The sequence below is a fragment of the Kribbella sp. VKM Ac-2568 genome, assembly GCF_004345365.1.
GTDB lineage: Bacteria > Actinomycetota > Actinomycetes > Propionibacteriales > Kribbellaceae > Kribbella > Kribbella orskensis.
The window spans coordinates 277,694-300,571 of sequence record NZ_SLVF01000008.1 but is presented as its reverse complement, the minus strand read 5'-3'; the positions used below and the strand labels follow the sequence as shown (position 1 = coordinate 300,571).

Sequence of the window (22,878 nt, the reverse complement as noted above, 5' to 3'; positions counted from 1 at the left end):
CGAGGGGATCTATACGCTGAAGTCATGGATCTCGAGCTGCGGCAGTTGCGGTGCCTGGTGGCGATCGTGGACTCGGGCACCTTCACCGACGCCGCGATCGAGCTGGGGATCTCGCAGGCGGCGGTGTCGCGGACGTTGCTCGGTCTCGAGCAGGTTCTCGGGGTGCGTGTGCTGCATCGGACCAGCCGGACCATCAGCCCGACCACAGCCGGCGTACAGGTGCTGGCGCGGGCCAGGCATCTGCTGGCCGAGGCAGACGATCTGGTGCGGGAGGCGACGACCGGACATACGCGGTTGCGGATCGGGCATGCGTGGTCGGCGATGGGGCAGCACACGGGTGAGTTCCAGCGACGGTGGGCCGCGCTCTACCCGGACGTCGAGTTGCATCTGGTCCGCACCAACACGACCACCGGCGGGCTGGCGGAAGGGCTGTGCGATCTGGCTGTCGTCCGGACGCCGATCGACAGCCAGCGGTTCGCGCACGCCAAGATCGCGGACGAACGCCGGTACTGCGCGATGGCCGCGGACGACCCCTGGAAGCGGCGTCGCTCGATCACCATGGACGAGCTACGGAAACGCACCCTGCTGGTGGATCGCCGGACCGGGACGACCACGACCGACCTCTGGCCGGAAGGCTCGCGGCCGCAACTGGAGTACACCCAGGACATCGACGACTGGCTGGCCGCGATCGCCACCGGCCGGTACGTCGGCCTGACCCCGCAAGCCACCGTCACGCAGTACCGGCGGGACGGCATCGTCTACCGCCCCGTCCGCGACGCTCCCCTGGTCGAGGTCCACCTGGCGTGGCGCCGCCACGACCCACACCCCGCCACCCAGGCAGCCGTAGCTCTGCTCACAGAGCTCTACAACGATCAGTAGCCGAGGACCGTCCGGAAGGCGTCGTTGGAGCGGGCAGCGGCGTCTCGGAGGGCCACCGGGTCGGGGCCGGCGCCGAGGATCTCGCGGGAGCTTGACGGTACGACGTTGCGGACCGCGGTGCCGAAGACCTTCGACAGGCTTGCGGGCGTGGCTCCCTGGGCACCGAGGCCGGGGGCGAGCAGCGGGCCACGGATGTCGAGGTTCTCATCGGTCGGCTGGATCGTGGCGCCCACCACGGCACCGAAGGAGCCCAGGTCGTCCGCCTCGGCGTTCAGCTCGCGCAGCCCGTCGAGAACCGCCCCGGCCACGGTCGGCCCGGCCGCAGTACGGGCGGACTGGAACTGCGGGCCTTCCGGGTTCGAGGTCAGCGCCAGCACGAACAGACCGGCGCCGGCCTCGCGGGCCTCGTCGATCGCGGGCTGGAGCGAGCCGAACCCGAGGTACGGGCTGACCGTCAGCGCGTCGCACGCGAGCGGCGCCTTCTCGGACAGGTAGGCCGATGCGTAACCGGACATGGTCGAGCCGATGTCACCCCGTTTGGCGTCGATGATCACCAACGCACCGGCCTCGCGCAGGCGGATCGTCGCCTGCTCCAGTACTGCGATGCCGGCCGACCCGAAGCGCTCGAAGAACGCTGACTGCGGCTTGAACACGGCGACCTGTTCGGCGAGTGCGTCGACCACGCCGTACGTGAACGAGGCGAGGCCGTCGGGGTCGTCCGGCAGGCCCCACGCCTCCAGCAGGTGCGCGTGCGGGTCGATCCCGACGCAGAGGGGGCCGCGCTCGGTCATCGCGGCCCGGAGCCGGGTTCCGAAGGGCTGGCTGCTCATGGGGCGTTCTCGCTCTCTCATCGAAGTCCTCAAGCTCAAAGAAGTCATCGGCTCTGGCCGGCCAGGTGGCGGTTGGTCCGGCGGATCAGGCCCGGTCCGCGGTAGATCAGGCCGGTGTAGATCTGGACGAGGCTGGCGCCGGCGTCGAGCAGGCGGGCCGCGTCGGACGGATCGAGGATGCCGCCGACGCCGATGATCGGCAGCGCTCCCCCGGTCTCGGCGTTGATGTGGGCCACGGTCTTGGCGGAGATCTCGGTCAGCGGACGACCGGACAGACCGCCGGCCTCCCCCGCCAGCCGCTCGTCGGCCGGCGCGAGCCCGCCCCGGCCGATGGTGGTGTTGGTCGCGATGATCCCGGCCACGCCGACGTCCGTGCAGACACCGAGCAGTTCGTCGATCGCCTGCTCGGTCAGGTCGGGCGCGATCTTCACCAGGATCGGCTTCGGCCCGCGACCACCGGAACTCAGCGACTCAGCCTCGTCGTGCAGGGCCGTGATCAGTTCCCGGAGGTGCCCGGAGTCCTGCAGAGAGCGCAATCCCGGCGTGTTCGGCGAGCTCACGTTGACCGCGAAGTAGTCGCCGAAGCGGTACAGCCGCCGCAGCGACGTGACGTAGTCCTCCACCGCGTCCTCGAGCGGCGTCACCTTCGACTTCCCGATGCTGACCCCGAGCGGGTACCCGAGATCGCCGTACTGCGCCAGCCGGTCGGCCAGCGCCGCCGAGCCGAGGTTGTTGAAGCCCATCCGGTTGATCACGGCCTCGCTCTCGACCAACCGGAACAACCGCGGCTTCTCGTTGCCCGGCTGAGCGTGAGCCGTCACCGTGCCGACCTCGACGAACCCGAACCCGAGGGCCCGCCAGGCCGGCAGGGCGACACCGTTCTTGTCCATGCCGGCGGCCAGCCCGACCGGGCTCGGGAAACGGACACCGAAGACCGTCCGCTCGAGCCCGGCAGGCAGAGAACCGTAGGAACGCGAGAGAGCGCTCACCACGCCCGGAACGCGGCTCAGCCGGCGCAGCCCGTGCAAGGTCTGCTCGTGCGCGACCTCGGCATCTCCCTTGCCAAGGCGGTACAGGACCGGCCTGATCACCTTCCGGTACACGCCGCTCAGCTCTCCACACCCCCACTGGCCGAACGGGCGCCGACGTTAGCGCCGGCACCCGGCGCCGAGTCGGCCGTGCCGCGGATCCGGGAGGTCCAGTCCTGCAGGGAGCGCACTCCGATGTCCCCGGCCTGCTGCGCCTCGATCCCCTGCACCGCCGCGGCCAGGCCCTGCACCGTGGTGATGCACGGGATGTTGCGGGCCACCGCCGCGCTGCGGATCTCGTAGCCGTCGATGCGCGGCGAACCGCCCTGGGTGATCCCGATCGGGGTGTTGACGATCAGGTTCAGCTCACCGTCCTGGACCATCTGGACGATCGTCGGCTCGCCGTTCGGCCCCGGGCCCTGGCTGCTCTTGCGCACGGTGACCGCCTCGACCCCGTTGCGCCGCAGTACGTCGGCCGTTCCCTCGGTCGCGTAGATCAGGAAGCCGAGATCCGCCAGCCGCTTGACCGGGAAGATCATGTGCCGCTTGTCCCGGTTCGCGACCGACACGAACACCTTGCCGGATCCCGGCAGCGGCTGGGACGCCCCTGCCTGGGACTTGGCGAACGCGGTACCGAAGGTGTCGTCGATGCCCATCACCTCGCCGGTGGACCGCATCTCCGGCCCGAGCAGGGTGTCGACGGACGTACCGTCGATCGTCCGGAACCGGTTGAACGGCATCACGGCCTCCTTGACCGCGATCGGCGTCGAAGCCGGCAGCGTGCCACCGTCGCCCTGAGCCGGGAGCATCCCCTCGGCCCGCAGGTCGGCGATCGTTGCCCCGAGCATCACCCGGGCCGCGGCCTTAGCCAGCGGGGTCGCCGTCGCCTTGGAGACGAACGGCACCGTCCGCGACGCGCGCGGGTTCGCCTCGAGCACGTAGAGCACGTCGCCGGCGAGCGCGTACTGCACGTTCAGCAGACCCCGTACTCCGACGCCGCGCGCGATCGCCTCGGTGGACTCGCGGATCTTCTGGATGTCCGCGTTCCCGAGGGTGATCGGCGGCAGCGCGCAGGACGAGTCGCCCGAGTGCACGCCGGCCTCCTCGATGTGCTCCATCACGCCGCCGAGGAACAACTCGTCGCCGTCGTACAGCCCGTCCACGTCGATCTCGACCGCGTCGTCCAGGAACCGATCGATCAGCACCGGGTGCTCCCAGTTCGCCGCGATCGCGTCACCGCTGAGCCGCTGCAGCGCGGCGGTCAGCTCGGCCTCGCTGTAGACGATCTCCATGCCGCGCCCACCCAGCACGTACGACGGCCGCACGAGCACGGGGAAACCGATCTCGGCGGCGATCGTCTGGGCCTGGTCGAAGGACATCGCGGTGCCGTGCTTCGGCGCGGGCAGCGAGGCGTCGGCGAGCACCTTGCCGAAGGCGCCGCGCTCCTCCGCCAGGTGGATCGCCTCGGGTGACGTGCCGACGATCGGCACCCCCGCGTCCGCGAGCCGCTGGGCCAGTCCGAGCGGAGTCTGCCCGCCCAGTTGCACGATGACCCCGGCGACCGGGCCCGCCTGCAGCTCGGCGTACACGATCTCCAGCACGTCCTCGCAGGTGAGCGGCTCGAAGTACAGCCGGTCCGAGGTGTCGTAGTCGGTGGAGACGGTCTCCGGGTTGCAGTTCACCATCACGGTGCAGTAGCCGGCGTCGCGCAGCGCCATCGACGCGTGCACGCAGGAGTAGTCGAACTCGATGCCCTGCCCGATCCGGTTCGGACCCGAGCCGAGGATCAGTACGGCGGGCTCCGTGCGCGGAGCCACCTCGCTCTCCTCGTCGTACGACGAGTAGTGGTACGGCGTGGCGGCGGCGAACTCGGCCGCGCAGGTGTCCACCGTCTTGAAGACCGGCCGGATCCCCAGCGCCTGCCGGACACCCCGTACGACGTCCTCCGTGAGCCCGCGGATCTCCGCCAGCTGGAGGTCGGAGAATCCGTGGCGCTTGGCGAGCCGGAGGATCTCCGGGGTCAGCCGGGGTGCGGCCGCGACCTGGAGAGCGGTCTCGTGGATCAGGTACAGCTGGTCCACGAACCACGGGTCGATCTTGGTCGCGTCGAAGATCTGCTCGGGACTCGCCCCCGCGCGGATCGCGTCCATGATCGTGCGCAGCCGGCCGTCGTGCGGCGTCCTGATTGCCTCCAGCAACGGCTCGAGCTCACTCGCGGGCGCATCGGCCCACGTGAACCGCGCCTCCGGCTTCTCCAGCGAGCGAAGCGCCTTCTGCAGCGCCTCGGTGTAGTTGCGGCCGATCGCCATCGCCTCGCCCACGCTCTTCATGTGCGTGGTCAGCGTGGCGTCCGCGGCCGGGAACTTCTCGAACGCGAACCGCGGCACCTTCACGACGACGTAGTCCAGCGTCGGCTCGAAGCTCGCCGGGGTCTGCTTGGTGATGTCGTTCGGGATCTCGTCCAGCGTGTAGCCGATCGCGACCTTCGCCGCGATCTTGGCGATCGGGAAGCCGGTCGCCTTCGACGCCAGCGCGGACGACCGGGACACCCGCGGGTTCATCTCGATCACGATCAGCCGGCCGTCGGCGGGGTCCACCGCGAACTGGATGTTGCAGCCGCCGGTGTCGACGCCGACCTCGCGGATGATGCCGATGGCCAGGTCGCGCATCACCTGGTACTCACGGTCCGTCAGCGTCATCGCCGGCGCCACCGTGACCGAGTCGCCGGTGTGCACGCCCATCGGGTCGACGTTCTCGATCGAGCAGATGATCACCACGTTGTCGGCCTTGTCGCGCATCACCTCCAGCTCGTACTCCTTCCAGCCGACGATGGACTCCTCGATCAGGACCTCCGTCGTCGGGCTGGCGGACAGCCCGGCCCCGGCGATCCGCCGCAGGTCCGGTTCGTCGTACGCCATCCCGGAGCCGACGCCGCCCATCGTGAAGGACGGCCGGACCACCAGCGGGTAGCCCAGCTCGACCGCGGCGGCGAGCACGTCGTCGAGGGTGTGGCAGACCACCGAGCGCGCGACCTCGGCGCCCAGCTTCTCCACGATCGCCTTGAACGACTCGCGGTTCTCACCGCGCTGGATCGCGTCCACCGAGGCGCCGATCAGCTCGACGCCGTACTTCTCCAGCACGCCGTTCTCGTGCAGAGCGATTGCCGCGTTCAGCGCGGTCTGGCCGCCCAGGGTGGCGAGCAGGACGTTCGGGCGCTCCTTCTCGATCACCTTCTCGACGAACTCCGGCGTGATCGGCTCGACGTAGGTGGCGTCGGCGAACTCCGGGTCCGTCATGATCGTGGCCGGGTTCGAGTTCACCAGGATGACCCGGAAACCCTCCTCCTTGAGCACCCGGCAGGCCTGGGTGCCGGAGTAGTCGAACTCGCAGGCCTGGCCGATCACGATGGGCCCGGAGCCGATCACCAGCACCGACTCGATGTCTGTACGGCGGGGCATCAGCTGGCCCTCTCAGAAGTCGAAGCCATCAGTTCTACGAAGCGGTCGAAGAGGTAGGCCGAGTCGTGCGGACCGGCCGCGGCCTCCGGGTGGTACTGGACCGAGAAGGCCAGCACCCGTCCGTCGCGCCCGGTCAGCTTCAGACCCTCGACCACGTTGTCGTTGAGCGAGACGTGGCTGACCTCGGCGGTCCCGTACGGCGTCTCGACCTTCTCGTCGATCGGCGCGTCCACAGCGAACCCGTGGTTCTGCGCGGTGATCTCGACCTTGCCGGTGGCCCGGTCGAGCACCGGCTGGTTGATGCCGCGGTGGCCGTACTTCAGCTTGAAGGTGCCGAGCCCGAGAGCCCGGCCGAAGACCTGGTTGCCGAAGCAGATGCCGAAGTACGGCTTGTTCTGCTCCAGGAGTTGTTTGAGCAGGGTGGTCGGGTGCTCGGTGGTCTCCGGGTCGCCCGGGCCGTTGCTCATGAAGATGCCGTCCGGGTTCACCGCCAGCACCTCCTCCAGCGTCGCGGTGGCCGGCAGCACGTGGACCTCGATCCCCCTCTCGGCCATCCGCTTCGGCGTCATCGACTTGATCCCGAGGTCGAGCGCGACGACCGTGAAGCGCTTCTCCCCCTCGGCCGGCACGACGTACGCCTCGGCGGCGGTGACTTCGGAGGCCAGGTCGGCGCCGACCATCGGCGGCTGCTCGAGCACCTTGGCCAGCAGCGCCGCGGGGTCCAGGATCTCGGTGGAGATGCCGGCCCGCATCGCGCCGCGCTCGCGCAGGTGGCGGGTCAGGGCGCGGGTGTCGATGCCGGAGATCCCGACGATGCCCTGCGCCTTCAGCTGGTCGTCGAGGGTTCGCTTGGCGCGCCAGTTCGACGGCACCCGGGCGGGGTCGCGGACGACGTACCCGGCGACCCAGATCCGGTGGGACTCGTCATCCTCGTCGTTCACCCCGGTGTTGCCGATGTGCGGCGCGGTCTGGGTGACGATCTGGCGGTGGTACGACGGGTCGGTCAGCGTCTCCTGGTAGCCGGTCATGCCGGTGGTGAACACCGCCTCGCCGAAGGTCTCGCCGGTCGCCCCGTACGACGTACCGGCGAAGGCGCGGCCGTCCTCGAGGACCAGCAGGGCGGCTGTGGAAGCTGCCTGGCTCATTTACTCGGCTCCGATCAGGATCGAGATGGAATCGGTCAAGGGGGCGGTGTCGGCCTTGCGGCGGGGCCGGAAGCCGGTGTCGAGCTCGTGGCCGTCGTGGGTCCAGGTGACCACCACGAGACCGGACGCCTCGGCGGTCACCTTCCCGGCGATGCCGCGGTCGGTCCGGACCCCGGTCAGGTGGCCGGCCGGGATGAAGACATCCGCCGCGCCCTGCCGGTGGAAGATCAGGCCGGCCTCACTGACGGCCAGGTCCGCCGTACTGCGGACTCCGAGCTCGTGCACGGCGATCCGGTCCATCCAGTCGCCTGCCGTCGTCGTCGCGACGTACACGCCCTCTGTCTTGGTGCCTTTGACGTCGGCCGGGACGGCCGGGAGCGGGGCCAGATCGGCCTGCCGCTGCTGGCGGTTGCGCCAGCCGCGGTACATGCCGAACCAGCCCGCGCCGATCACCAGCAAGGTGCCGACGATGCCCAGAACCGTCTTCACCGGGTCAGCTTCCCGTCCAACACGGTCGGCTTCCCGCGGAGGAAGGTCGCGACGACGCGACCGGGCAACGTCATCCCGTCGAAAGGCGTGTTCCGCGACAACGAAGCCGTTTCACTCGGTACCACGGTGCGCTCACCGGCCGGGTCGACCAGGACCAGGTTGGCGGGCGCGCCCGCTGCCAGCGGCTGTCCGTGCTCGCCGCTGACCTGGCCGATCGCGGCCGGGCGGTAGCTCATCCGGTCGGCGAGGTCCGCCCACGTCATCAGCTTGGTGTCGATCATCGCGTGCTGGACCACCGAGAGTGCGGTCTCCAGCCCGGTCATCCCGAACGCCGCCGCGCTCCACTCGCAGTCCTTGTCCTCGACCGGGTGCGGCGCGTGGTCGGTGGCCACGATGTCGATCGTCCCGTCGGCCAGCCCCTCGCGGACCGCCTCGACGTCCTCCTTGGTTCGCAGCGGCGGGTTCACCTTGTAGACCGGGTTGTACGACTCGACCTTGTCCTCGGTCAGCAGCAGGTGGTGCGGCGTCACCTCGGCGGTGACCTCGAGCCCCCGGCGCTTCGCGGCCCGGACGATCTCGACCGAGCCCTTGGTGGACAGGTGGCAGATGTGCAGCTTGGACCCGACGTGCGCGTTCAGCAGGATGTCGCGCGCGATGATCGACTCCTCGGCCACACTCGGCCAGCCGGTCAGGCCGAGAACACCGGAGAGCGCTCCCTCGTTCATCTGGGCGCCCTGGGTGAGCCGGGGCTCCTGCGCGTGCTGGGCGATCGTGCCTCCGAAGGCCTTCACGTACTCGAGCGCGCGCCGCATCAGGGCGGCATCCCAGACGCAGTCGCCGTCGTCGGAGAACACTCGCACCCGGGCCGCCGATTCCGCCATCGCGCCCAGTTCCGCGAGCTGCGTCCCCTGCCGGCCGACCGTGACCGCGCCGATCGGGTAGACGTCGGCGTACCCGGCTTCGCGACCGAGGCGCCAGACCTGCTCGACGACGCCGGCGGTGTCGGCGACCGGTTCGGTGTTGGCCATCGCGAACACGGCGGTGAACCCGCCCAGCGCCGCGGCCCGGGTGCCGGTGAGTACGGTCTCGGCGTCCTCGCGACCGGGCTCACGCAGGTGGGTGTGCAGGTCGACCAGACCGGGGAGCGCGATCTTGCCGGTGCCGTCGATCGTGGTGGCATCGGCCGGCGCGTCCAGATCGTTGCCGATGGCGACGATCTCGCCGTTGTCGATCAGCAGGTCCGCCACCTCACCGCCGACGATGCTCGCTCCGGTGATCAGGTACGAGCTCATCGACGTCCTCGCTTCGCTCCGGGCGCCGATGAGGCGCAAGACGGACTGTGTTGGATGGTGACCTCGCTACGCTCGCTCACGCGGTGGTCTCCTCGGTGTTCGGTGTTTCGGACGTTCCTGAGAGCAGCAGGTAGAGCACGGCCATCCGGATCGCGACGCCATTGGTGACCTGCTCGACGATCACCGAGCGGGTCGAGTCGGCGACCTCGGCGCTGATCTCCATGCCACGGTTCATCGGGCCGGGGTGCAGCACGATCGCCTCGTCCGGCAGTTGCGCCATCCGGTGCACGTCCAGGCCGTAGCGGCGGGTGTACTCGCGGGCGCTGGGGAAGAACGCGTCGTTCATCCGCTCGCGCTGGACTCGCAGCATCATCACCGCGTCGCTCTTGGCCAGCGCCGCGTCCAGGTCGTACGACGTCTCGCAGGGCCAGGTGGTCATGTCGACCGGGAGCAGCGTCGGGGGCGCCACCACGGTGACGTCGGCACCGAGGGTCGAGAGCAGCAGCACGTTCGACCGGGCCACCCGGCTGTGCAGGACGTCGCCGACGATGGTGATCCGGCGGCCCTCGAGCGAGCCGAGGTGGCGTCGCATGGTGAAGGCGTCGAGCAGCGCCTGGGTCGGGTGCTCGTGAGTGCCGTCACCGGCGTTCACGACCGCGCCCGTCAGCCAGCCGGAGTTGGCCAGCAGGTGCGGCGCGCCCGAGGAGCCGTGACGGCAGACGACACCGTCCGCGCCCATCGCCTGCAGGGTCAGCGCCGTGTCCTTCAGGCTCTCGCCCTTGCTCACGCTCGAGCCCTTGGCGGAGAAGTTGATCACGTCGGCGGACAACCGCTTGGCGGCCGCCTCGAACGAGATCCGGGTCCGGGTGGAGTCCTCGAAGAAGAGGTTCACCACCGTGCGGCCGCGCAGTGCCGGCAGCTTCTTGATCGGCCGGTCCGCCAGCGAGCGCATCTCCTCGGCGGTGTCCAGGATCAGGTGCGCGTCGTCGCGGCTCAGATCGCCCGCGCTCAGCAGATGCCGCATCACGCGGAGGCTCCCGTCTTGTCGGTGCTGCCGGACTTCTTCTCAGCCGATGTCCTGTCGGGGCGGGTCTTGTCCGGGTGGGCCTGGTCGGCGATCAGGACGGCGTCGGAGCCGTCGTACTCGGTCAGGTGGACCGTGACGCGCTCCACCAGCGAGGTGGGCAGGTTCTTGCCGACGTAGTCGGCGCGGATGGGCAGTTCGCGGTGCCCGCGATCGACCAGCACGGCCAGTTGGACCGCCCTCGGGCGGCCGATGTCGCCGATCGCGTCCAGCGCGGCGCGGATGGTGCGGCCGGAGAACAGCACGTCGTCGACCAGCACGACGACCTTGCCGTCGATGCCACCCGGCGGGATGTCGGTGTGTTCCAGCGCGCGGGCCGGCTTCAGGCCGATGTCGTCGCGGTACATCGTCACGTCGAGTGATCCTGTCGGCACGCTCCGCCCCTCGACCGCCGCGATGCGGTCGGAGATGCGGCTGGCCAGCCCCACCCCTCGGGTGGGAATACCCAGCAGGACCACGGGGTCGGCACCGCGGTTGCGCTCGAGGATCTCGTGCGCGATCCGGGTCAGTGCCCGGGAAATGTCGGAAGCATCCAGCACTGTGCGGGGTACGGCCTTGGCGACCGGGGCAGTCTCGGGGACTGACTCGGGCGCGGGCTCTGGTACCAAGGCAGGGCTCATCGCTACCGTTCCTCCTTTCCCGCCTCTCTGGACGGGTCTTTAAAGGACGTTCGGACCGCTTGACATGCTAGCGGATGTGACACGCCGTCTTGACGCTGGCCTCGCGGCCGGAATATTGTTACTCTGTGTAATCGTGGGGGGTTTCACCAAAACGGCCCACCCATCCGGGCCACTCGGTAATCGATCAAAAGTCGGAGGGAAGAACCAGCGTGCCTAGCGAATACGCGAAGACACTGGGCGGCAAGTTGCGCGCCATCCGCCAGCAGCAGGGACTATCGCTGCACGGCGTGGAAGAGAAGTCCAAGGGTCGCTGGAAGGCGGTCGTCGTCGGCTCGTACGAGCGTGGCGATCGGGCCGTCACCGTCCAGAAGCTCGCGGAGCTCGCCGATTTCTACGGCGTGCCGATCCGTGAGCTGCTTCCTGGATCCGCCAGTGCGGCTGCTGCGGCTGCAGCTCCGCCCCGGTTGATCCTCGATCTGGAGGCTCTGCAGCACCTCGACGCGAGCGAGGCCGGTCCGCTGACGCGGTACGCGGCCACGATCCAGGCTCAGCGCGGGGACTACAACGGCAAGGTGTTGTCGATCCGTCAGGACGACATGCGCACTCTTGCGGTGATCTACGACGAGTCGCCGACGACTCTGACCGAGCGTTTCATCTCCTGGGGCGTACTCAACCCGGAGGCGAAGGGCGACGTCGAGGAGTCCGAAGCAGCCGGCTGAGCCGGGCGCGACAAGACGGTCGGGGCTCGTAGCAGCTTGCCCACGGCCGCCTGCCCGCCCTCCTTCACGAGGACGGGCCACAGCAGGACCTGAAGCACGTAGTACCAGGCATTTTCAGTAACCAGGCCGGGGCCGTTCCCCCCGCGCCGAGGAACGGGGGCGCTGAGAAGGCCCGGCACCGTACCGTGGCGGTACCGGGCCTGTTGTCCTCACCGGGGTCTGTTCAGACTCCGGCAGCACGAACGCCGAAGCTCAGACTCCGAGGGTCGGCTTGAGCTGCAACAGCCGGGCCAGCAGGCCGTTCACGAAGGCCGGCGACTCATCGGTGGACAGGTCGCGCGCCATCGAGACCGCCTCGCTGACCGCCACCACGTCCGGCACCTGCTCGTCGAACAGCAGCTCGTAGACGCCGATCCGCAGGATGTTGCGGTCGACCGCCGGCATCCGGTCCAGCGTCCAGCCCACCGAGTGGGTGCTGAGCAGCTCGTCGATCGCGTCGATGTGGTCCGAGACACCCTCGACCAGCGCCACGGTGAACTCGTTCACCGGCGGGTCGTTGTCAGCCACCCGGTCGCCGAGGGTGCCGCCGACGGGCAGCCCGCGGACCTCCGACTCGTAGAGCACGTCGAGGGCGCGCTTGCGGGCCTTGCTACGGGCAGACATGTTCTGTTGTCAGCTTTCGGGGCTCAGGACGTGACGCGGCCGAGGTAGTCCCCGGTCCGGGTGTCCACCTTGACCTTCTCGCCGGTGGTCAGGAACAGCGGGACGTTGATCGTGTAGCCGGTCTCGAGCTTGGCCGGCTTGGTGCCACCGGTCGAGCGGTCGCCCTGCAGGCCCGGCTCGGTGTACTCGACGGTCAGCTCGACCGACGGCGGGAGCTCGACGTACAGCGGCAGCTCCTCGTGCACGGCGACGATGGCGTCCTGGTTCTCCAGCAGGAAGTGCGAGGCGTCGCCGACCACCTCGGGGGTGACATGGACCTGCTCGTAGGTGGAGCTGTCCATGAAGACGTAGGAACCGCCGTCGTTGTACAGGTACGTCATGTCCCGCTTGTCGACATTGGCCACCTCGACCTTGACGTCGGCGTTGAAGGTCTTGTCGACCACCTTGCCCGACAGCACGTTCTTCAGTTTCGTCCGCATCACGGCACCGCCCTTGCCGGGCTTGTGGTGCTGGAACCAGACGACGGACCACAGCTGCCCATCCAGGTTGAGCACCATGCCGTTCTTGAGGTCGTTCGTCGTTGCCACGCGGGAAACCCTTCGAAAGTGATCAGCGGTACGCCAGATTGTAGCGGGCACCACGTACTGCGGCCGACTCCCCGCCCACTCGCTGCCGGACTCACCGCCCGGCCGGTGGCCCGCGGGAGGACCGGGGTGCCCCTACGCTGAGTACCAGGTAGTTCAGTGAGCGGCGCCGGGAGGCATTTGATGGTGGAGTTCATCGTCTTCATCGGGGTTCTGATCGTCGGCGCGCTGATCAAGAACGCGGGCAACCGCAAGGCGGACAAGAGCAACCCCAGCCCACGGGTGCAGCGCCTGATCGAGCGGATGCAAGCACAGCAGTCCAGCGCGCAGCCCACCCAGTTGCAGGGCCAGTACACACAACCCGCCGGCCAGGGCCAGGGCAACAGGTCGCCCGCTCCTCAGAGCCAGGGGTCCGGCCGGGCGCAGAGCAGCGCGCAACTGGCCGGCATGCTCCACCAACTCCTCCAGGCAGGAAAGCAAGCCGCCGGTCCCGGTCAGTACCCAGCACCCGGCCAGTACTCCGGTCCCGCGCCGACCATGTCCGGGCAGGTCTCCGGGCCGGGTCCGCGGCAGAACTACACGCCGCCAGGCCAGTACCAGCCCGCCCAGTTCCAGTCGGGTCAGTACCCGCCGCCTCCGCCCGTCGTCTGGCAGCAGTCTCACCGGCCGCCGCAGAACAACCTGCCGACCCCGAAGGGCGAGTTCGAGCAGCGCATCCGTGAACTGATGGCCTCCGGCAACGAGGTCGCCGCGGTCCGGCTGCTCTGCGAGGAGCGGGACATGGGCATCATCGAGGCCCAGAAGTATGCCCGCAGCCTGGTCGCTCCCCCGGGCCGCCCGAAGGCCGATCAGAACATCCAGGAGAGCCCCGAGAGCGCTCCCCGCCCCGAGCCGGCCGAGGAAGAGACCCGGTACGTCGGCTCCGCCGCGTTCGCCGAATCCGTCTTCGACACCGACCCCGACGAGAACGTCTGGGCCAGCGGCTGGGTCGACAAGCCCGAGCCCGACGACCGCACCGACATGGACGAGCTCTGGCAAACAGTCCGCAACGCCGGCCGCCCACCCCAGCAGAACAACTGACCCACAGCCGATCCCCGGAACCCACGCCTAGCTGACCGAGCGCCGCATCGTCAGGGCCAGGTGATGGTTGTTCGGGTGTGGCGGGTGGTGATGTGATGGCCGGTGGGAAGCTCGGCAGTGGGGGTTGTCGCGGGGTGGACGGTGAGAACGGGCTCGGGGCCGTGGCGGTGGTGGTGATGCCAGAACTGGATCTGGGCGGCCAGCCGCTCGACCAGGTCGGCCGCGTCCGGTCCGTGTCCGATCGCCCCGAGTTCCACGAAGTCCGGGTCGGCGGTCGCTCTCGAGGTCACGTAGGCAAGGGTGCCGCCGGCAACGATCGCGGACGCTCCCCAGCGCGGCGTCGGTGACACCAGCCCCTTCTTCCGCGCGGACCGCCCGGCAGTCAGCACGCAGTACCCGGGCAGCGTCGACGCCAGCCACAGATCGAGATCGGACACCGGCTCCTCGCGGTTCATCAGCACCGCCGACCAGGCCCGCGCCCGCGGCTGCTGCAGTACTCCGTCGAGCGCGGCCGCGTCGATCGACTGGTCCTCGTCGATGCTCAACCCGACCTTGTCCCCATGGATCGGGACCACCCGCTCGAAGTTCGCCCCGGCCCCCTGCATGTTCACGAACCCGCACAGCGTCATCGACCGGCTCCGCAGGAACCCGTCCTCCAGGTCGAAGGCGATCGACCGCGTCTGCCCCCGCACCCGCAGCGGTACGACGATCCGCCCGTCCGCGCCGAGCTGGTCGATCCAGGCCGGGGCGATGTCCCAGGCCGTCACCGTGACCACGATCCGGTCGTAGGGAGCGCTCTCCGGCAACCCGAACTCGCCATCGGTCCAGACCACGCTGACCTCCGGGTATCCCGCTTCGGCGAGACTCGCCCGCGCTCGGTCCACGACGTCCGGATCGATGTCGATAGTGGTCACCGAGCCGTCCGGACCGACCAGTTCCTTCAGCAGCGCGGCGTTGTAGCCGCCCGAGCCGATCTCCAGTACCCGGTGCCCCGGCCGGATGTCCGCCTGCTCGAGCATCATCGCAACCACGGTCGGCTGGGAGACCGAGCTGATCGCGACCCCGGCCTCGTCGCGCTTCATCAGCACCACGTCGTCGGTGTACGCGATCTCCAGCGGCACCAACGGCACGAAGACGTGCCGCGGCACTGCCCGGAAGGCCGCCTCGACCCGCTCGTCGCGGATCACGCCCTGCGTCACCAGGAGATCGGTGAGCGCCGAGCGCAACCTCTCGGCGTACCGGGGGTCGTTGCCGGCCGCGGTCATACCGTCAGTCCGTCTTGTCGCCGAGGGATTCGAGCAAGGTCCGCAGCGTGTCCGCGAGGGCTTCGCGTTCCGGTCCGGACAGCGCTTCCAGCAGCCGGTTCTCGGTGGCCACGTGGGTCGGCAGGGTGGCGTCGATCAACTCGAGGCCGGCCGGGGTGAGCGTCACCTCGACGCCGCGGCCGTCGGTCTCACTGCGGCTCCGGGTGACCAGACCGCGAGACTCGAGCCGGTCCAGCCGCTGGGTGATCGCGCCGGAGGTGACCATCGACGATCGCATCAGACCGGCCGGGGTCAGGCTGTGCTCCGCGTTGCTCCGGCGCAGCGTCGCCAGCACGTCGAAGGAGGCCGAGTCGAGGTCGTGGGCGGCGAAGTTGCGCCGGAGTTCGCCGTCGACCAGGAGCGCCAGCCGCTTCAGCCGGCCCAGCACCGCCATCGGCGACGCGTCCAGGTCGGGGCGCTGCTCGCCCCACTGTTCGAGCACCAGGTCGACATGATCCGCCATCCGTTCAGCGTAGTGGATCTCTTAGCGGTGAGCTAAAATCTTGAAAGATTGCTTAGCGCTGAGATATATTGTCTTAGTGCTAAGCAATCGACTCACCCTGATCCTGGTCACGGCCATCGCGCCGTCGCTGTGGGGAACCACGTATCTGGTCACAACGGAACTGCTCCCGCCGGGCCGTCCGCTCCTCGCCGCGGTGATCCGCGCCCTCCCGGCCGGGCTGCTGCTCGTCGCGATCACCCGGCGGCTGCCGCAAGGGATCTGGTGGTGGCGCGCCTTCGTCCTCGGCGCGCTCAACATCGGCGTGTTCTTCGCCCTGCTGTTCATCGCGGCGTACCGGCTGCCGGGCGGGGTCGCGGCGACCGTCGGCGCACTGCAGCCCCTGCTGGTCGCCGTACTGTCGACCGGCCTGCTCGCCGAGCGCCTGTCCACGCGGAAGCTGCTGGCCGCGATCGCAGGCGTGGCCGGCGTCAGCCTCCTCGTACTGCGGGCCGACGCGCGGCTCGACGCGTGGGGCGTGGTCGCCGCGCTCGGAGGTGCCGTCGTGATGGCGACCGGGGTCGTGCTCAGCAAGCGCTGGGCATCACCGGCTCCCCTGCTGGCGACCACAGGCTGGCAACTCGTCGCAGGAGGAATCCTTCTCCTACCGATTGCCTGGATCGTCGAGGGAGCGCTGCCCGCGTCTCTGACCTTCGCCAACCTGGCCGGCTACACCTACCTGACGATCATCGGATCCGCTGTGGCCTACGCCCTGTGGTTCCGCGGGCTCCGAGGCCTCTCCCCCACCGACGTCACCTTCCTCGGACTCCTCAGCCCGGTGGTCGCGACCGTCCTCGGCTGGCTCGCTCTCGACCAGCGGTTGAGCCCCGCCCAGCTCATCGGCGGCCTCGTCGTGCTGACCGCCTTGGTAGTTGCCCAGACGAAGAAGAAGGCACCCGCGCCACCGGTGCTCGTCCCCGTTCTCGAAAGGACCTGAGCGCTTGGTGTGCGCGTCAGATGAGGCCTTCGCGGAGGGCGTAGGCGACGGCGTGAGAGCGGTTCCTGAGTTGGAGGCGGGTGGTGATGTCGTGGAGGACGTTCTTGACGGTGCGCTCGGAGTACGACATCTCGCGAGCGATCTCCTGGGTGTCCTTGCCGTCGGCAACGAGGCGCAGGACCTGGGTCTCGCGGTCGGACAGGCCGGTGCGGGACAGGCCGCGCGGCGCGAGGACCTGGCGCTGCATCCGGGACACCTGGCCGAGCAGACGGCCGAGCAGATCCGGTGGCAGGTTGCCGTTGCCGGCGGCGGCCGACTGCAGAAGGTGCACGATCCGGTCGGCCGTGGCGTCCGCGCGTCGCAGTACTCCTGAGACGCCGAACTCGACCGCGGTCATCAGCGCGTCGTCGTCGATCGTGCTGCTGATCAGCACGATCCTGCGACACCCGCGCTGCGCGGCCGATCGCAGTACCTGGACCGCCGTCGTGTCCAGCGAGTCGACGACGATGAGCGCAACCAGCGGCGGGGCGGTGCGCTGGTCTGCCTGCGCCTGCTGGAACTCCGCCAGGTCGGCGTCGCTGATCAGCAGGATCTCCCGGCGCTGCCTCAACGCGTGCATCAACCCGAACCGCGACAACGGATCAAGCGCCTGCACCCACACCGGCACGCGTTGCTGCGTCATGAGCCCCACTCCCCCAGAGCGCTGAACCTCTGTACTCACACCGGACCCCCATTCGACGCACCCATCCTCCCCACCCACCCTTCAGCCAGCCTTAAGACGAAACAACCGAGCTAGCACGGAAGACGTACTGGACAGCGCAGCGGGCCGGGGTGCGGGGGTTACGGGAGGGTGGTGAGGGCTTGGAGAGCCAGGCGGTAGGAGTTCAGGCCGAAGCCGGCGATGGTGCCGGTGGCTACGGCGGCCACGACGCTGGTGTGGCGGAACTCCTCGCGGGCCGCCGGGTTGCTGATGTGGATCTCGATCAGCGGGGCGGTGCGTTGGGCGCAGGCGTCGCGCAGGGCGTACGAGTAGTGGGTGAAGGCCGCCGGGTTCAGCACCACCGGGGTCTTCGTGTCGGCGGCCTCGTGCAGCCAGCCGACCAGTTCTGCCTCGTCGTCGGTCTGCCGGACCTCCACCTCGAGGCCGAGTTCGGCGCCGGTCTTCTCGCACTCCGCGACGAGATCCGCGAACGTCGTCGCGCCGTACACGTCGGGCTCGCGCGATCCGAGCCGGCCGAGATTCGGTCCGTTCAGCACCAGTACACGACGCCCACCAGCCACATCAGTCACAGCTCCACCCTAGTGGTGAGCCGCCCGTACGCGCGGGTCGCCTCGTCGACGGCCTCAGCCGGTAATAGGCGAGCACCTCGGGACGGTCGTTCAGCCCGGTGACCGGGTCGCGCCGTTCCAGACCGGCCAGGAAGTGATCGCGCAGTGCCTCGACCGGCGAGGCGGCCGACGCCCGCACGACCCGGGCGGCTTCATGGGCGTGGTCGGAGATCTGGTGCAGAGCGAGATCGGCGCTCAAGGAAGAAGGGTCCATCGGCGTGATCGCCGTCGAGCCGGCCGCGATCATCGAGGCCGAAACCCGCGGCCTGAACCGTCCCTATGTTGTGCTGACCAGAGCGGTTTCCCGGCTCGACGTCCTGCACCACCGCCCGCTGCCGGACGAACTGGGCTGACTTCGAGCCCGATGGAACCCGCGCCGCGACTGCCGGACTCTCCCCGGTATGAGCACAAGAACAGCAACGATGGGAGTGCGGCGGATGGAGGCGAGCCCCAGGTCCACGGTCAGCGACGACCGGGAGCTGTGGGAACGACTCCGGGTCGCCGACGAGCAGGCCCTGGCCGATCTGTTCCATCGCCACAGCGACGCGGTCTACAACTTCGCCTTCCGGCGGACGTCGTCGTGGGCGAGCGCCGAGGATGTCGTCCAGGCGACCTTCGTCGCGCTCTGGCGACGGGCTCGCGCCGGCCGGATCGACCGGCTGACACTCGCCACCGCCCGGCCGCTGCTGCTGGTGATGGCTGGATATGAGTGCGGCAACGTCCTGCGGTCCTCACGGCGACAGACAGCGTTGACGGACCGGGTCGAGCTGATCGATCACAGCGGCACCGTCCCCGACCATTCGGGAGCGGCGGCGGACCGGGTCGACGACGAACGCGCGATGAGCGAGATCCGCCGGCTGCTCGACCGGATCCCGGCCAAGCAGCGCGAGGCCGTCGAGCTCGTCATCTGGTCGGAGTGCTCGATCGCCGAGGCGGCCAGAGCCCTCGGCGTACCGGAAGGCACCGTCAAATCCCGGCTGTCCAGAGCGCGGACGCGCCTGGCCGGCCTCCTCGATCTCGGCACCACGGAGGGGCTCGGATGACCAAGCAGATCCCGGCGGAGCGACCGCTCCCCAACAAGACCACGATCCTTGACCACCTACTGGCCGAGACCGACGAGAAGCGTGGCCGGAGGAGCTGGCTGCTGCCGGTTACGGCCGCCGCGTCGATCGCGGTGGTTGCCGCCGGCGCTCTCACCGTGCCGTCGCTGCTGAAGCATGACGACCCGGGCGCGGCCGGGCAGTCGGTCGGTGCGAGCAAGGCGGCGACGAACAAGCCGACCGAGCAGACCGTTTCGATCGACCGGGGCAAGCTCACCGACGCCCAGGCGAAGGCGTTCGGGACCGAGTGCGCCAAGTGGATCGGTTCCAAGGACATTCCCGGGCAGACCTCCGGAACGGCGCCACTGAACTGGCCCGGAGCCGGAGCGAAGGTCGACAAGATTCTGCACGCGACCCAGATCGCCGGACAGGTCGCCGGACCGCCCCCCGGCAGCACGCGCTGGACCGTCGCGGTCAAGTCAGGCGACCGCATCTACGCCTGCGTCGGCCGGATGCCGACGAAAGACGCGCACGGCCACGTGCAACGCGACTACGAGTTCGGGACTTTCAGCACCAAGTACCCGGACGGCCTCGGCGGTACCGGTGATGGCGTCGGGCTGATCATTGACCTGAGTGGGCGCAAACCGACGAAGCTGTCGACGAGCCGGTGGGTCGTTGCCCCCCCGGCGGCCGCCACCGTCCAGCGCCGGATCGTCGTGAAGGGCAAGCCGACGCCGTGGTTCACGAGCGAGGTGACCGACGGCCTCGGCTACGTTCAGGCCCAGGCCGAGGCGAAGCTCGTAGCCGGCGACAAGGTCCAGCTGGAGACCCGGCTGCTGGACCAGGCCGGCAAGCCTGTCAGCGCCTCGCTAACCGAGCGTTATGTCGTCGCCCTGACCAACGAGGGTAAGCATTCCGTCATCTCACTGCAGGCCGACAGCACCAAGCCGCGCTGAACCTCAGCTGATCTCGGCGTAGGCGGCGACGAGAAGACTCGGGTCGGGCGCTTCGAGGATGGTCGGCTTGGCCAACCCATCCAGTACCACGAAGCGCAACCGGTCGGCCCGGGTCTTCTTGTCCAGCTTCATCGCGTCCTGCAGGTGCGACCAGGCGTCGGCCCGGTAGGACGTCGGCAGGCCGAGGGACTCCAGTACTGCGCGGTGCCGGTCGGCCGTGGCGTCGTCGAGCTTGCCCGCGGCCCGGGCGAGTTCGGCGACGAACACCATGCCGATGCTGATCGCGGCACCGTGGCGCCACTTGTACCGCTCGACCCGCTCGATCGCGTGGCCGAGAGTGTGCCCGTAGTTCAGGGCCTCCCGCCCGACCTGACCGCCGACGGTCGTCGTTCGCTCGTGCAGATCGGCGGCGACCGTGTCGGCCTTCACCTGGATCGCCCGGGCGATGAGTTCCTCGGTGTGCTCGTACGCCGGTACGGACGCGCCGGCCGGGTCCTTCTCCACCAGGTCGAGGATCACCGGGTCCGCGATGAACCCGCACTTCACCACTTCGGCCAGGCCGCTCACGTAGTCGTTGCGGGGAAGGGTTTCCAGCGCGGCGAGGTCGCACAGCACCCCGGCCGGTTCCCAGAAGGCGCCGACCAGGTTCTTGCCCTCGGCAGTGTTGATGCCGGTCTTGCCACCCACGGCCGCGTCCACCATGGCGAGCAACGTGGTCGGGATGTGGACGACCCGGACACCGCGCAGCCAGGTCGCGGCGACGAATCCCGCGAGGTCGGTCGTCGTACCACCGCCGATCGAGACGATCGCGTCGGACCGGGTGAAGCCGGCCTGGCCGAGCACCGACCAGCAGTAAGCCAGCACTTCGGCAGACTTGGCCTCCTCGGCGTCCGGGATCTCGATCGCGTGCGCGGTGAACCCGCCCGCGGTGAGGTCGTCGCGGATGGCGTCGCCGCTGGTGCGAAGGGCCCGCGGGTGGATCACCGCGACCCGGCGTACGTCATCACCGACCAGGGCAGGCAGCTCAGCCAGCAGATTGTTGCCGATGACAACGTCGTATGGCGACGCCGCCTCGACCCTGATCCTGCGGGTCTTGTCCACCACGCCGTTGGTACCGGATTCGGTGCTCATCCGAGGTGCTCCACGATCTCGTCGGCGATCTCCTCCGGCGTCCGGCCGTCGGTGGTCACCGTCAGCTTGGCGACCTCGACGTACAAGGGCCGGCGGGCGTCCATCAGGTTCTTCAGCTGGGTGCGGACGTTGCCGAGCAGCAACGGCCGGGCGACTCCGAGGCCGACCCGCTTGGCCGCCTCGCCGATGGAAACGTCCAGGTAGACGACGTTGTGCCCGGCCAGATCGGCACGGGTCTCGGCGTCCAGCACGGCGCCACCACCGAGCGACAGCACCGCACCGTCATCCTTCAGAGCGGCCACGATCGCGGCCCGCTCGAGTGCGCGGAAGGCGGCTTCGCCGGCGTCGACGAAGATGTCCGAGATCGGCTTGCCCGCCTCGTTCTCGACGTCCGTGTCGGTGTCGCGGTGCGTCCTGCCGAGCCGCGTCGCCAGCAGCGCGGCGATGGTCGACTTGCCCGAACCGGGCGGACCGACCAGGACGACGACCGGGCTCACTGGGCCCACTCGCGCGCGGCGATCGTCGACGGCAGGTTCGCCAGGTACGACTTGTGGTTGCGCGAGGTCTCCCCGACCGAGTCCCCGCCGAACTTCTCGATCGACACGTCCGCCAGGACCAGGGCCACCATCGCCTCGGCGACGATGCCCGCGGCCGGTACGGCGCAGACGTCGGAGCGCTGGTGGTGCGCCGAAGCCGCCTCGCCGGTGACCGTGTCGATCGTGCGCAGCGCCCTCGGCACCGTCGCGATCGGCTTCATCGCGGCACGCACGCGCAGGGTCTCCCCCGTGCTCATGCCGCCCTCGGTACCACCCGAGCGCCCGCTGGTACGGCGTACCTCTCCGTTCTCGGCGACGATCTCGTCGTGCGCCTGGGATCCAGGCGTACGGGCCAACTCGAAGCCGTCGCCGAGTTCGACGCCCTTGATCGCCTGGATGCCCATCAGCGCGCCGGCGAGCTTGGAGTCCAGCCGACGGTCCCAATGCACGTAGCTGCCGAGGCCCGGCGGGAGGCCGTCGACGACAACCTCGACGACACCACCGAGGGTGTCACCGGCCTTCTGTGCCTGATCGATCTCGGCGACCATCTGCTTGCTCGCGTCCGGATCCAGGCAGCGCACCGGGTCCGCGTCGAGCCTGGCGACATCGGTGGCCGAGGGAATCACGCCGTACGGTGCCTTCACGGTGCCGAGCTCGACCACGTGGCTGACGATGGTGATCCCGTACGCCTGCTTCAGGAACCGCGCGGCGACCTCACCGAGCGCGACCCGGGCCGCGGTCTCCCGGGCGCTCGCGCGCTCCAGCACCGGACGGGCCTCGTCGAAGCCGTACTTCTGCATCCCGGCGAGGTCGGCGTGACCAGGGCGCGGGCGAGTCAGCGGGGCATTGCGGGCGAGATCGGCCAGCACCTCCGGATCGACCGGATCGCCAGCCATCACCTGCTCCCACTTCGGCCACTCGGTGTTCCCCACCTGGATCGCGACCGGGCTGCCGAGCGACACCCCGTGCCGGAACCCGCCGATGAAAGTCACCTCGTCCCGCTCGAACTTCATCCGCGCACCCCGGCCATAACCGAGACGACGACGAGCCAGGGCGTCGGCCACATCATCCGTGGTGACCAGGACGCCTGCGGGAAGACCTTCGAGTACGGCGACGAGCGCTTGTCCGTGCGACTCGCCGGCGGTAAGCCAGCGCAGCATGCCGCAATCCTCCCACGCGCTCCCACGGCGCCCGCTCCCGCCCACCCCGTGGACAACCTGCCCACGCAGCCCCTCTGTCGCTTGGTCCCGCCCGCCCCCGGGTCGCGGCTCCTTC

The 22,878-nt window shown here is 69.4% G+C and carries 25 protein-coding genes; 7 read left to right on the top strand and 18 right to left on the bottom strand.

Going from position 1 to position 22,878, the window contains the following annotated elements; genetic code table 11:
* Positions 1-24 precede the first annotated feature (24 nt).
* Entirely contained in the window at positions 25-879 is an 855-nt protein-coding gene (locus tag EV648_RS24685) for a LysR family transcriptional regulator (RefSeq protein ID WP_132296257.1), read from the top strand.
* On the opposite strand, the gene pyrF is transcribed toward EV648_RS24685, so the two are convergent.
* The 8 genes from pyrF to pyrR form a co-directional block, all read right to left on the bottom strand.
* Complete coding sequence (pyrF, locus tag EV648_RS24680) at positions 873-1,709, bottom strand: orotidine-5'-phosphate decarboxylase (protein WP_132296254.1); 837 nt, start codon at positions 1,707-1,709, stop codon at positions 873-875. The two genes, EV648_RS24685 and pyrF, sit on opposite strands and share 7 nt — an antisense overlap.
* Before the next feature lie 44 nt (positions 1,710-1,753).
* On the bottom strand, positions 1,754-2,812 hold the full coding sequence (locus tag EV648_RS24675) for a quinone-dependent dihydroorotate dehydrogenase (protein WP_132296251.1): 1,059 nt from the start codon (positions 2,810-2,812) through the stop codon (positions 1,754-1,756).
* A 5-nt stretch (positions 2,813-2,817) separates the two neighbouring features.
* On the bottom strand, positions 2,818-6,195 hold the full coding sequence (gene carB / locus EV648_RS24670; RefSeq protein ID WP_132296248.1) for a carbamoyl-phosphate synthase large subunit: 3,378 nt from the start codon (positions 6,193-6,195) through the stop codon (positions 2,818-2,820).
* The gene (gene carA, locus EV648_RS24665) at positions 6,195-7,340 is read right to left on the bottom strand and encodes a glutamine-hydrolyzing carbamoyl-phosphate synthase small subunit (RefSeq protein WP_132296245.1); all 1,146 of its coding nucleotides are present in this window, start codon (positions 7,338-7,340) and stop codon (positions 6,195-6,197) included. Before carA ends, carB begins: the two co-directional genes overlap by 1 nt.
* Positions 7,341-7,829 carry a hypothetical protein gene (locus EV648_RS24660; RefSeq protein ID WP_132296242.1) on the bottom strand — a complete coding sequence of 163 codons (489 nt, stop codon included), beginning with the start codon at positions 7,827-7,829 and terminating at the stop codon, positions 7,341-7,343.
* On the bottom strand, positions 7,826-9,121 hold the full coding sequence (locus EV648_RS24655; protein ID WP_132296239.1) for a dihydroorotase: 1,296 nt from the start codon (positions 9,119-9,121) through the stop codon (positions 7,826-7,828). The genes EV648_RS24660 and EV648_RS24655 overlap by 4 nt, the downstream gene beginning before the upstream one ends.
* 76 nt (positions 9,122-9,197) lie before the next feature.
* Positions 9,198-10,145: an aspartate carbamoyltransferase catalytic subunit gene (locus EV648_RS24650; protein WP_199234794.1), complete on the bottom strand. Its 948-nt coding sequence runs from the start codon at positions 10,143-10,145 to the stop codon at positions 9,198-9,200.
* Positions 10,145-10,825: a bifunctional pyr operon transcriptional regulator/uracil phosphoribosyltransferase PyrR gene (gene pyrR, locus EV648_RS24645; protein WP_241995570.1), complete on the bottom strand. Its 681-nt coding sequence runs from the start codon at positions 10,823-10,825 to the stop codon at positions 10,145-10,147. The genes EV648_RS24650 and pyrR overlap by 1 nt, the downstream gene beginning before the upstream one ends.
* A gap of 209 nt (positions 10,826-11,034) precedes the next feature.
* Here pyrR and EV648_RS24640 point away from each other — a divergent pair, with 209 nt between their 5' ends.
* The gene (locus EV648_RS24640) at positions 11,035-11,544 is read left to right on the top strand and encodes a transcriptional regulator (RefSeq protein WP_132188734.1); all 510 of its coding nucleotides are present in this window, start codon (positions 11,035-11,037) and stop codon (positions 11,542-11,544) included.
* Positions 11,545-11,796: 252 nt separating this feature from the next.
* On the opposite strand, the gene nusB is transcribed toward EV648_RS24640, so the two are convergent.
* Both nusB and efp read right to left on the bottom strand, forming a co-directional pair.
* Complete coding sequence (gene nusB / locus EV648_RS24635; RefSeq protein WP_132296233.1) at positions 11,797-12,207, bottom strand: transcription antitermination factor NusB; 411 nt, start codon at positions 12,205-12,207, stop codon at positions 11,797-11,799.
* Between the two features lie 23 nt (positions 12,208-12,230).
* A complete protein-coding gene (gene efp, locus EV648_RS24630) occupies positions 12,231-12,764 on the bottom strand; it encodes an elongation factor P (RefSeq protein ID WP_241995598.1) in 534 nt (177 codons plus the stop codon).
* A gap of 210 nt (positions 12,765-12,974) precedes the next feature.
* Here efp and EV648_RS24625 point away from each other — a divergent pair, with 210 nt between their 5' ends.
* Positions 12,975-13,871 (top strand): hypothetical protein, encoded by an 897-nt coding sequence (locus EV648_RS24625; protein ID WP_132296230.1) that lies wholly within the window; start codon positions 12,975-12,977, stop codon positions 13,869-13,871.
* 50 nt (positions 13,872-13,921) lie between these two features.
* On the opposite strand, the gene fxlM is transcribed toward EV648_RS24625, so the two are convergent.
* Complete coding sequence (fxlM, locus tag EV648_RS24620; protein WP_132296227.1) at positions 13,922-15,136, bottom strand: methyltransferase, FxLD system; 1,215 nt, start codon at positions 15,134-15,136, stop codon at positions 13,922-13,924.
* A 4-nt stretch (positions 15,137-15,140) separates the two neighbouring features.
* The gene (locus EV648_RS24615) at positions 15,141-15,638 is read right to left on the bottom strand and encodes a MarR family winged helix-turn-helix transcriptional regulator (RefSeq protein ID WP_132296225.1); all 498 of its coding nucleotides are present in this window, start codon (positions 15,636-15,638) and stop codon (positions 15,141-15,143) included.
* Between the two features lie 76 nt (positions 15,639-15,714).
* On the opposite strand from EV648_RS24615, the gene EV648_RS24610 reads away from it, so the two are divergent.
* The gene (locus tag EV648_RS24610) at positions 15,715-16,611 is read left to right on the top strand and encodes an EamA family transporter (RefSeq protein WP_132296222.1); all 897 of its coding nucleotides are present in this window, start codon (positions 15,715-15,717) and stop codon (positions 16,609-16,611) included.
* Between the two features lie 16 nt (positions 16,612-16,627).
* Here EV648_RS24610 and EV648_RS24605 read toward each other — a convergent pair whose 3' ends face one another.
* The 3 genes from EV648_RS24605 to EV648_RS24595 all read right to left on the bottom strand — a co-directional run bounded on the left by EV648_RS24605 (position 16,628) and on the right by EV648_RS24595 (position 18,139).
* Positions 16,628-17,293 (bottom strand): response regulator transcription factor, encoded by a 666-nt coding sequence (locus EV648_RS24605; RefSeq protein ID WP_132296219.1) that lies wholly within the window; start codon positions 17,291-17,293, stop codon positions 16,628-16,630.
* A 158-nt stretch (positions 17,294-17,451) separates the two neighbouring features.
* Positions 17,452-17,892 carry a type II 3-dehydroquinate dehydratase gene (gene aroQ / locus EV648_RS24600; protein ID WP_132296749.1) on the bottom strand — a complete coding sequence of 147 codons (441 nt, stop codon included), beginning with the start codon at positions 17,890-17,892 and terminating at the stop codon, positions 17,452-17,454.
* Between the two features lies 1 nt (position 17,893).
* Complete coding sequence (locus EV648_RS24595) at positions 17,894-18,139, bottom strand: hypothetical protein (protein WP_199234793.1); 246 nt, start codon at positions 18,137-18,139, stop codon at positions 17,894-17,896.
* 19 nt (positions 18,140-18,158) lie between these two features.
* Here EV648_RS24595 and EV648_RS44785 point away from each other — a divergent pair, with 19 nt between their 5' ends.
* The 3 genes from EV648_RS44785 to EV648_RS24585 are packed head-to-tail and all read left to right on the top strand — an operon-like array spanning position 18,159 to position 19,936.
* The gene (locus tag EV648_RS44785; RefSeq protein ID WP_255512867.1) at positions 18,159-18,293 is read left to right on the top strand and encodes a hypothetical protein; all 135 of its coding nucleotides are present in this window, start codon (positions 18,159-18,161) and stop codon (positions 18,291-18,293) included.
* Between the two features lie 48 nt (positions 18,294-18,341).
* A complete protein-coding gene (locus EV648_RS24590) occupies positions 18,342-18,983 on the top strand; it encodes an RNA polymerase sigma factor (protein WP_241995568.1) in 642 nt (213 codons plus the stop codon).
* Entirely contained in the window at positions 18,980-19,936 is a 957-nt protein-coding gene (locus tag EV648_RS24585) for a hypothetical protein (RefSeq protein ID WP_132296216.1), read from the top strand. The genes EV648_RS24590 and EV648_RS24585 overlap by 4 nt, the downstream gene beginning before the upstream one ends.
* Before the next feature lie 3 nt (positions 19,937-19,939).
* Here EV648_RS24585 and aroB read toward each other — a convergent pair whose 3' ends face one another.
* The 3 genes from aroB to aroC are packed head-to-tail and all read right to left on the bottom strand — an operon-like array spanning position 19,940 to position 22,763.
* On the bottom strand, positions 19,940-21,067 hold the full coding sequence (aroB, locus tag EV648_RS24580) for a 3-dehydroquinate synthase (protein WP_199234792.1): 1,128 nt from the start codon (positions 21,065-21,067) through the stop codon (positions 19,940-19,942).
* Positions 21,064-21,564, bottom strand: coding sequence for a shikimate kinase (locus EV648_RS24575; RefSeq protein ID WP_132296213.1), 501 nt, complete (start codon positions 21,562-21,564; stop codon positions 21,064-21,066). The genes aroB and EV648_RS24575 overlap by 4 nt, the downstream gene beginning before the upstream one ends.
* Positions 21,561-22,763, bottom strand: coding sequence for a chorismate synthase (gene aroC, locus EV648_RS24570; protein ID WP_132296210.1), 1,203 nt, complete (start codon positions 22,761-22,763; stop codon positions 21,561-21,563). The genes EV648_RS24575 and aroC overlap by 4 nt, the downstream gene beginning before the upstream one ends.
* Positions 22,764-22,878 lie beyond the last annotated feature (115 nt).

What these genes read in the sequence shown, in the direction of transcription:
- EV648_RS24685 (WP_132296257.1), top strand. Translation starts at nt 25, where the DNA reads ATGGATCTCGAGCTGCGGCAGTTGCGGTGCCTGGTGGCGATCGTGGAC.
- pyrF (WP_132296254.1), bottom strand. Translation starts at nt 1,709, where the DNA reads ATGAGCAGCCAGCCCTTCGGAACCCGGCTCCGGGCCGCGATGACCGAG.
- carB (WP_132296248.1), bottom strand. Translation starts at nt 6,195, where the DNA reads ATGCCCCGCCGTACAGACATCGAGTCGGTGCTGGTGATCGGCTCCGGG.
- carA (WP_132296245.1), bottom strand. Translation starts at nt 7,340, where the DNA reads ATGAGCCAGGCAGCTTCCACAGCCGCCCTGCTGGTCCTCGAGGACGGC.
- EV648_RS24655 (WP_132296239.1), bottom strand. Translation starts at nt 9,121, where the DNA reads ATGAGCTCGTACCTGATCACCGGAGCGAGCATCGTCGGCGGTGAGGTG.
- EV648_RS24650 (WP_199234794.1), bottom strand. Translation starts at nt 10,145, where the DNA reads ATGCGGCATCTGCTGAGCGCGGGCGATCTGAGCCGCGACGACGCGCAC.
- pyrR (WP_241995570.1), bottom strand. Translation starts at nt 10,825, where the DNA reads ATGAGCCCTGCCTTGGTACCAGAGCCCGCGCCCGAGTCAGTCCCCGAG.
- nusB (WP_132296233.1), bottom strand. Translation starts at nt 12,207, where the DNA reads ATGTCTGCCCGTAGCAAGGCCCGCAAGCGCGCCCTCGACGTGCTCTAC.
- efp (WP_241995598.1), bottom strand. Translation starts at nt 12,764, where the DNA reads ATGGTGCTCAACCTGGATGGGCAGCTGTGGTCCGTCGTCTGGTTCCAG.
- EV648_RS24625 (WP_132296230.1), top strand. Translation starts at nt 12,975, where the DNA reads ATGGTGGAGTTCATCGTCTTCATCGGGGTTCTGATCGTCGGCGCGCTG.
- fxlM (WP_132296227.1), bottom strand. Translation starts at nt 15,136, where the DNA reads ATGACCGCGGCCGGCAACGACCCCCGGTACGCCGAGAGGTTGCGCTCG.
- EV648_RS24615 (WP_132296225.1), bottom strand. Translation starts at nt 15,638, where the DNA reads ATGGCGGATCATGTCGACCTGGTGCTCGAACAGTGGGGCGAGCAGCGC.
- EV648_RS24605 (WP_132296219.1), bottom strand. Translation starts at nt 17,293, where the DNA reads ATGACGCAGCAACGCGTGCCGGTGTGGGTGCAGGCGCTTGATCCGTTG.
- EV648_RS24590 (WP_241995568.1), top strand. Translation starts at nt 18,342, where the DNA reads ATGAGCACAAGAACAGCAACGATGGGAGTGCGGCGGATGGAGGCGAGC.
- EV648_RS24585 (WP_132296216.1), top strand. Translation starts at nt 18,980, where the DNA reads ATGACCAAGCAGATCCCGGCGGAGCGACCGCTCCCCAACAAGACCACG.
- aroB (WP_199234792.1), bottom strand. Translation starts at nt 21,067, where the DNA reads ATGAGCACCGAATCCGGTACCAACGGCGTGGTGGACAAGACCCGCAGG.
- aroC (WP_132296210.1), bottom strand. Translation starts at nt 22,763, where the DNA reads ATGCTGCGCTGGCTTACCGCCGGCGAGTCGCACGGACAAGCGCTCGTC.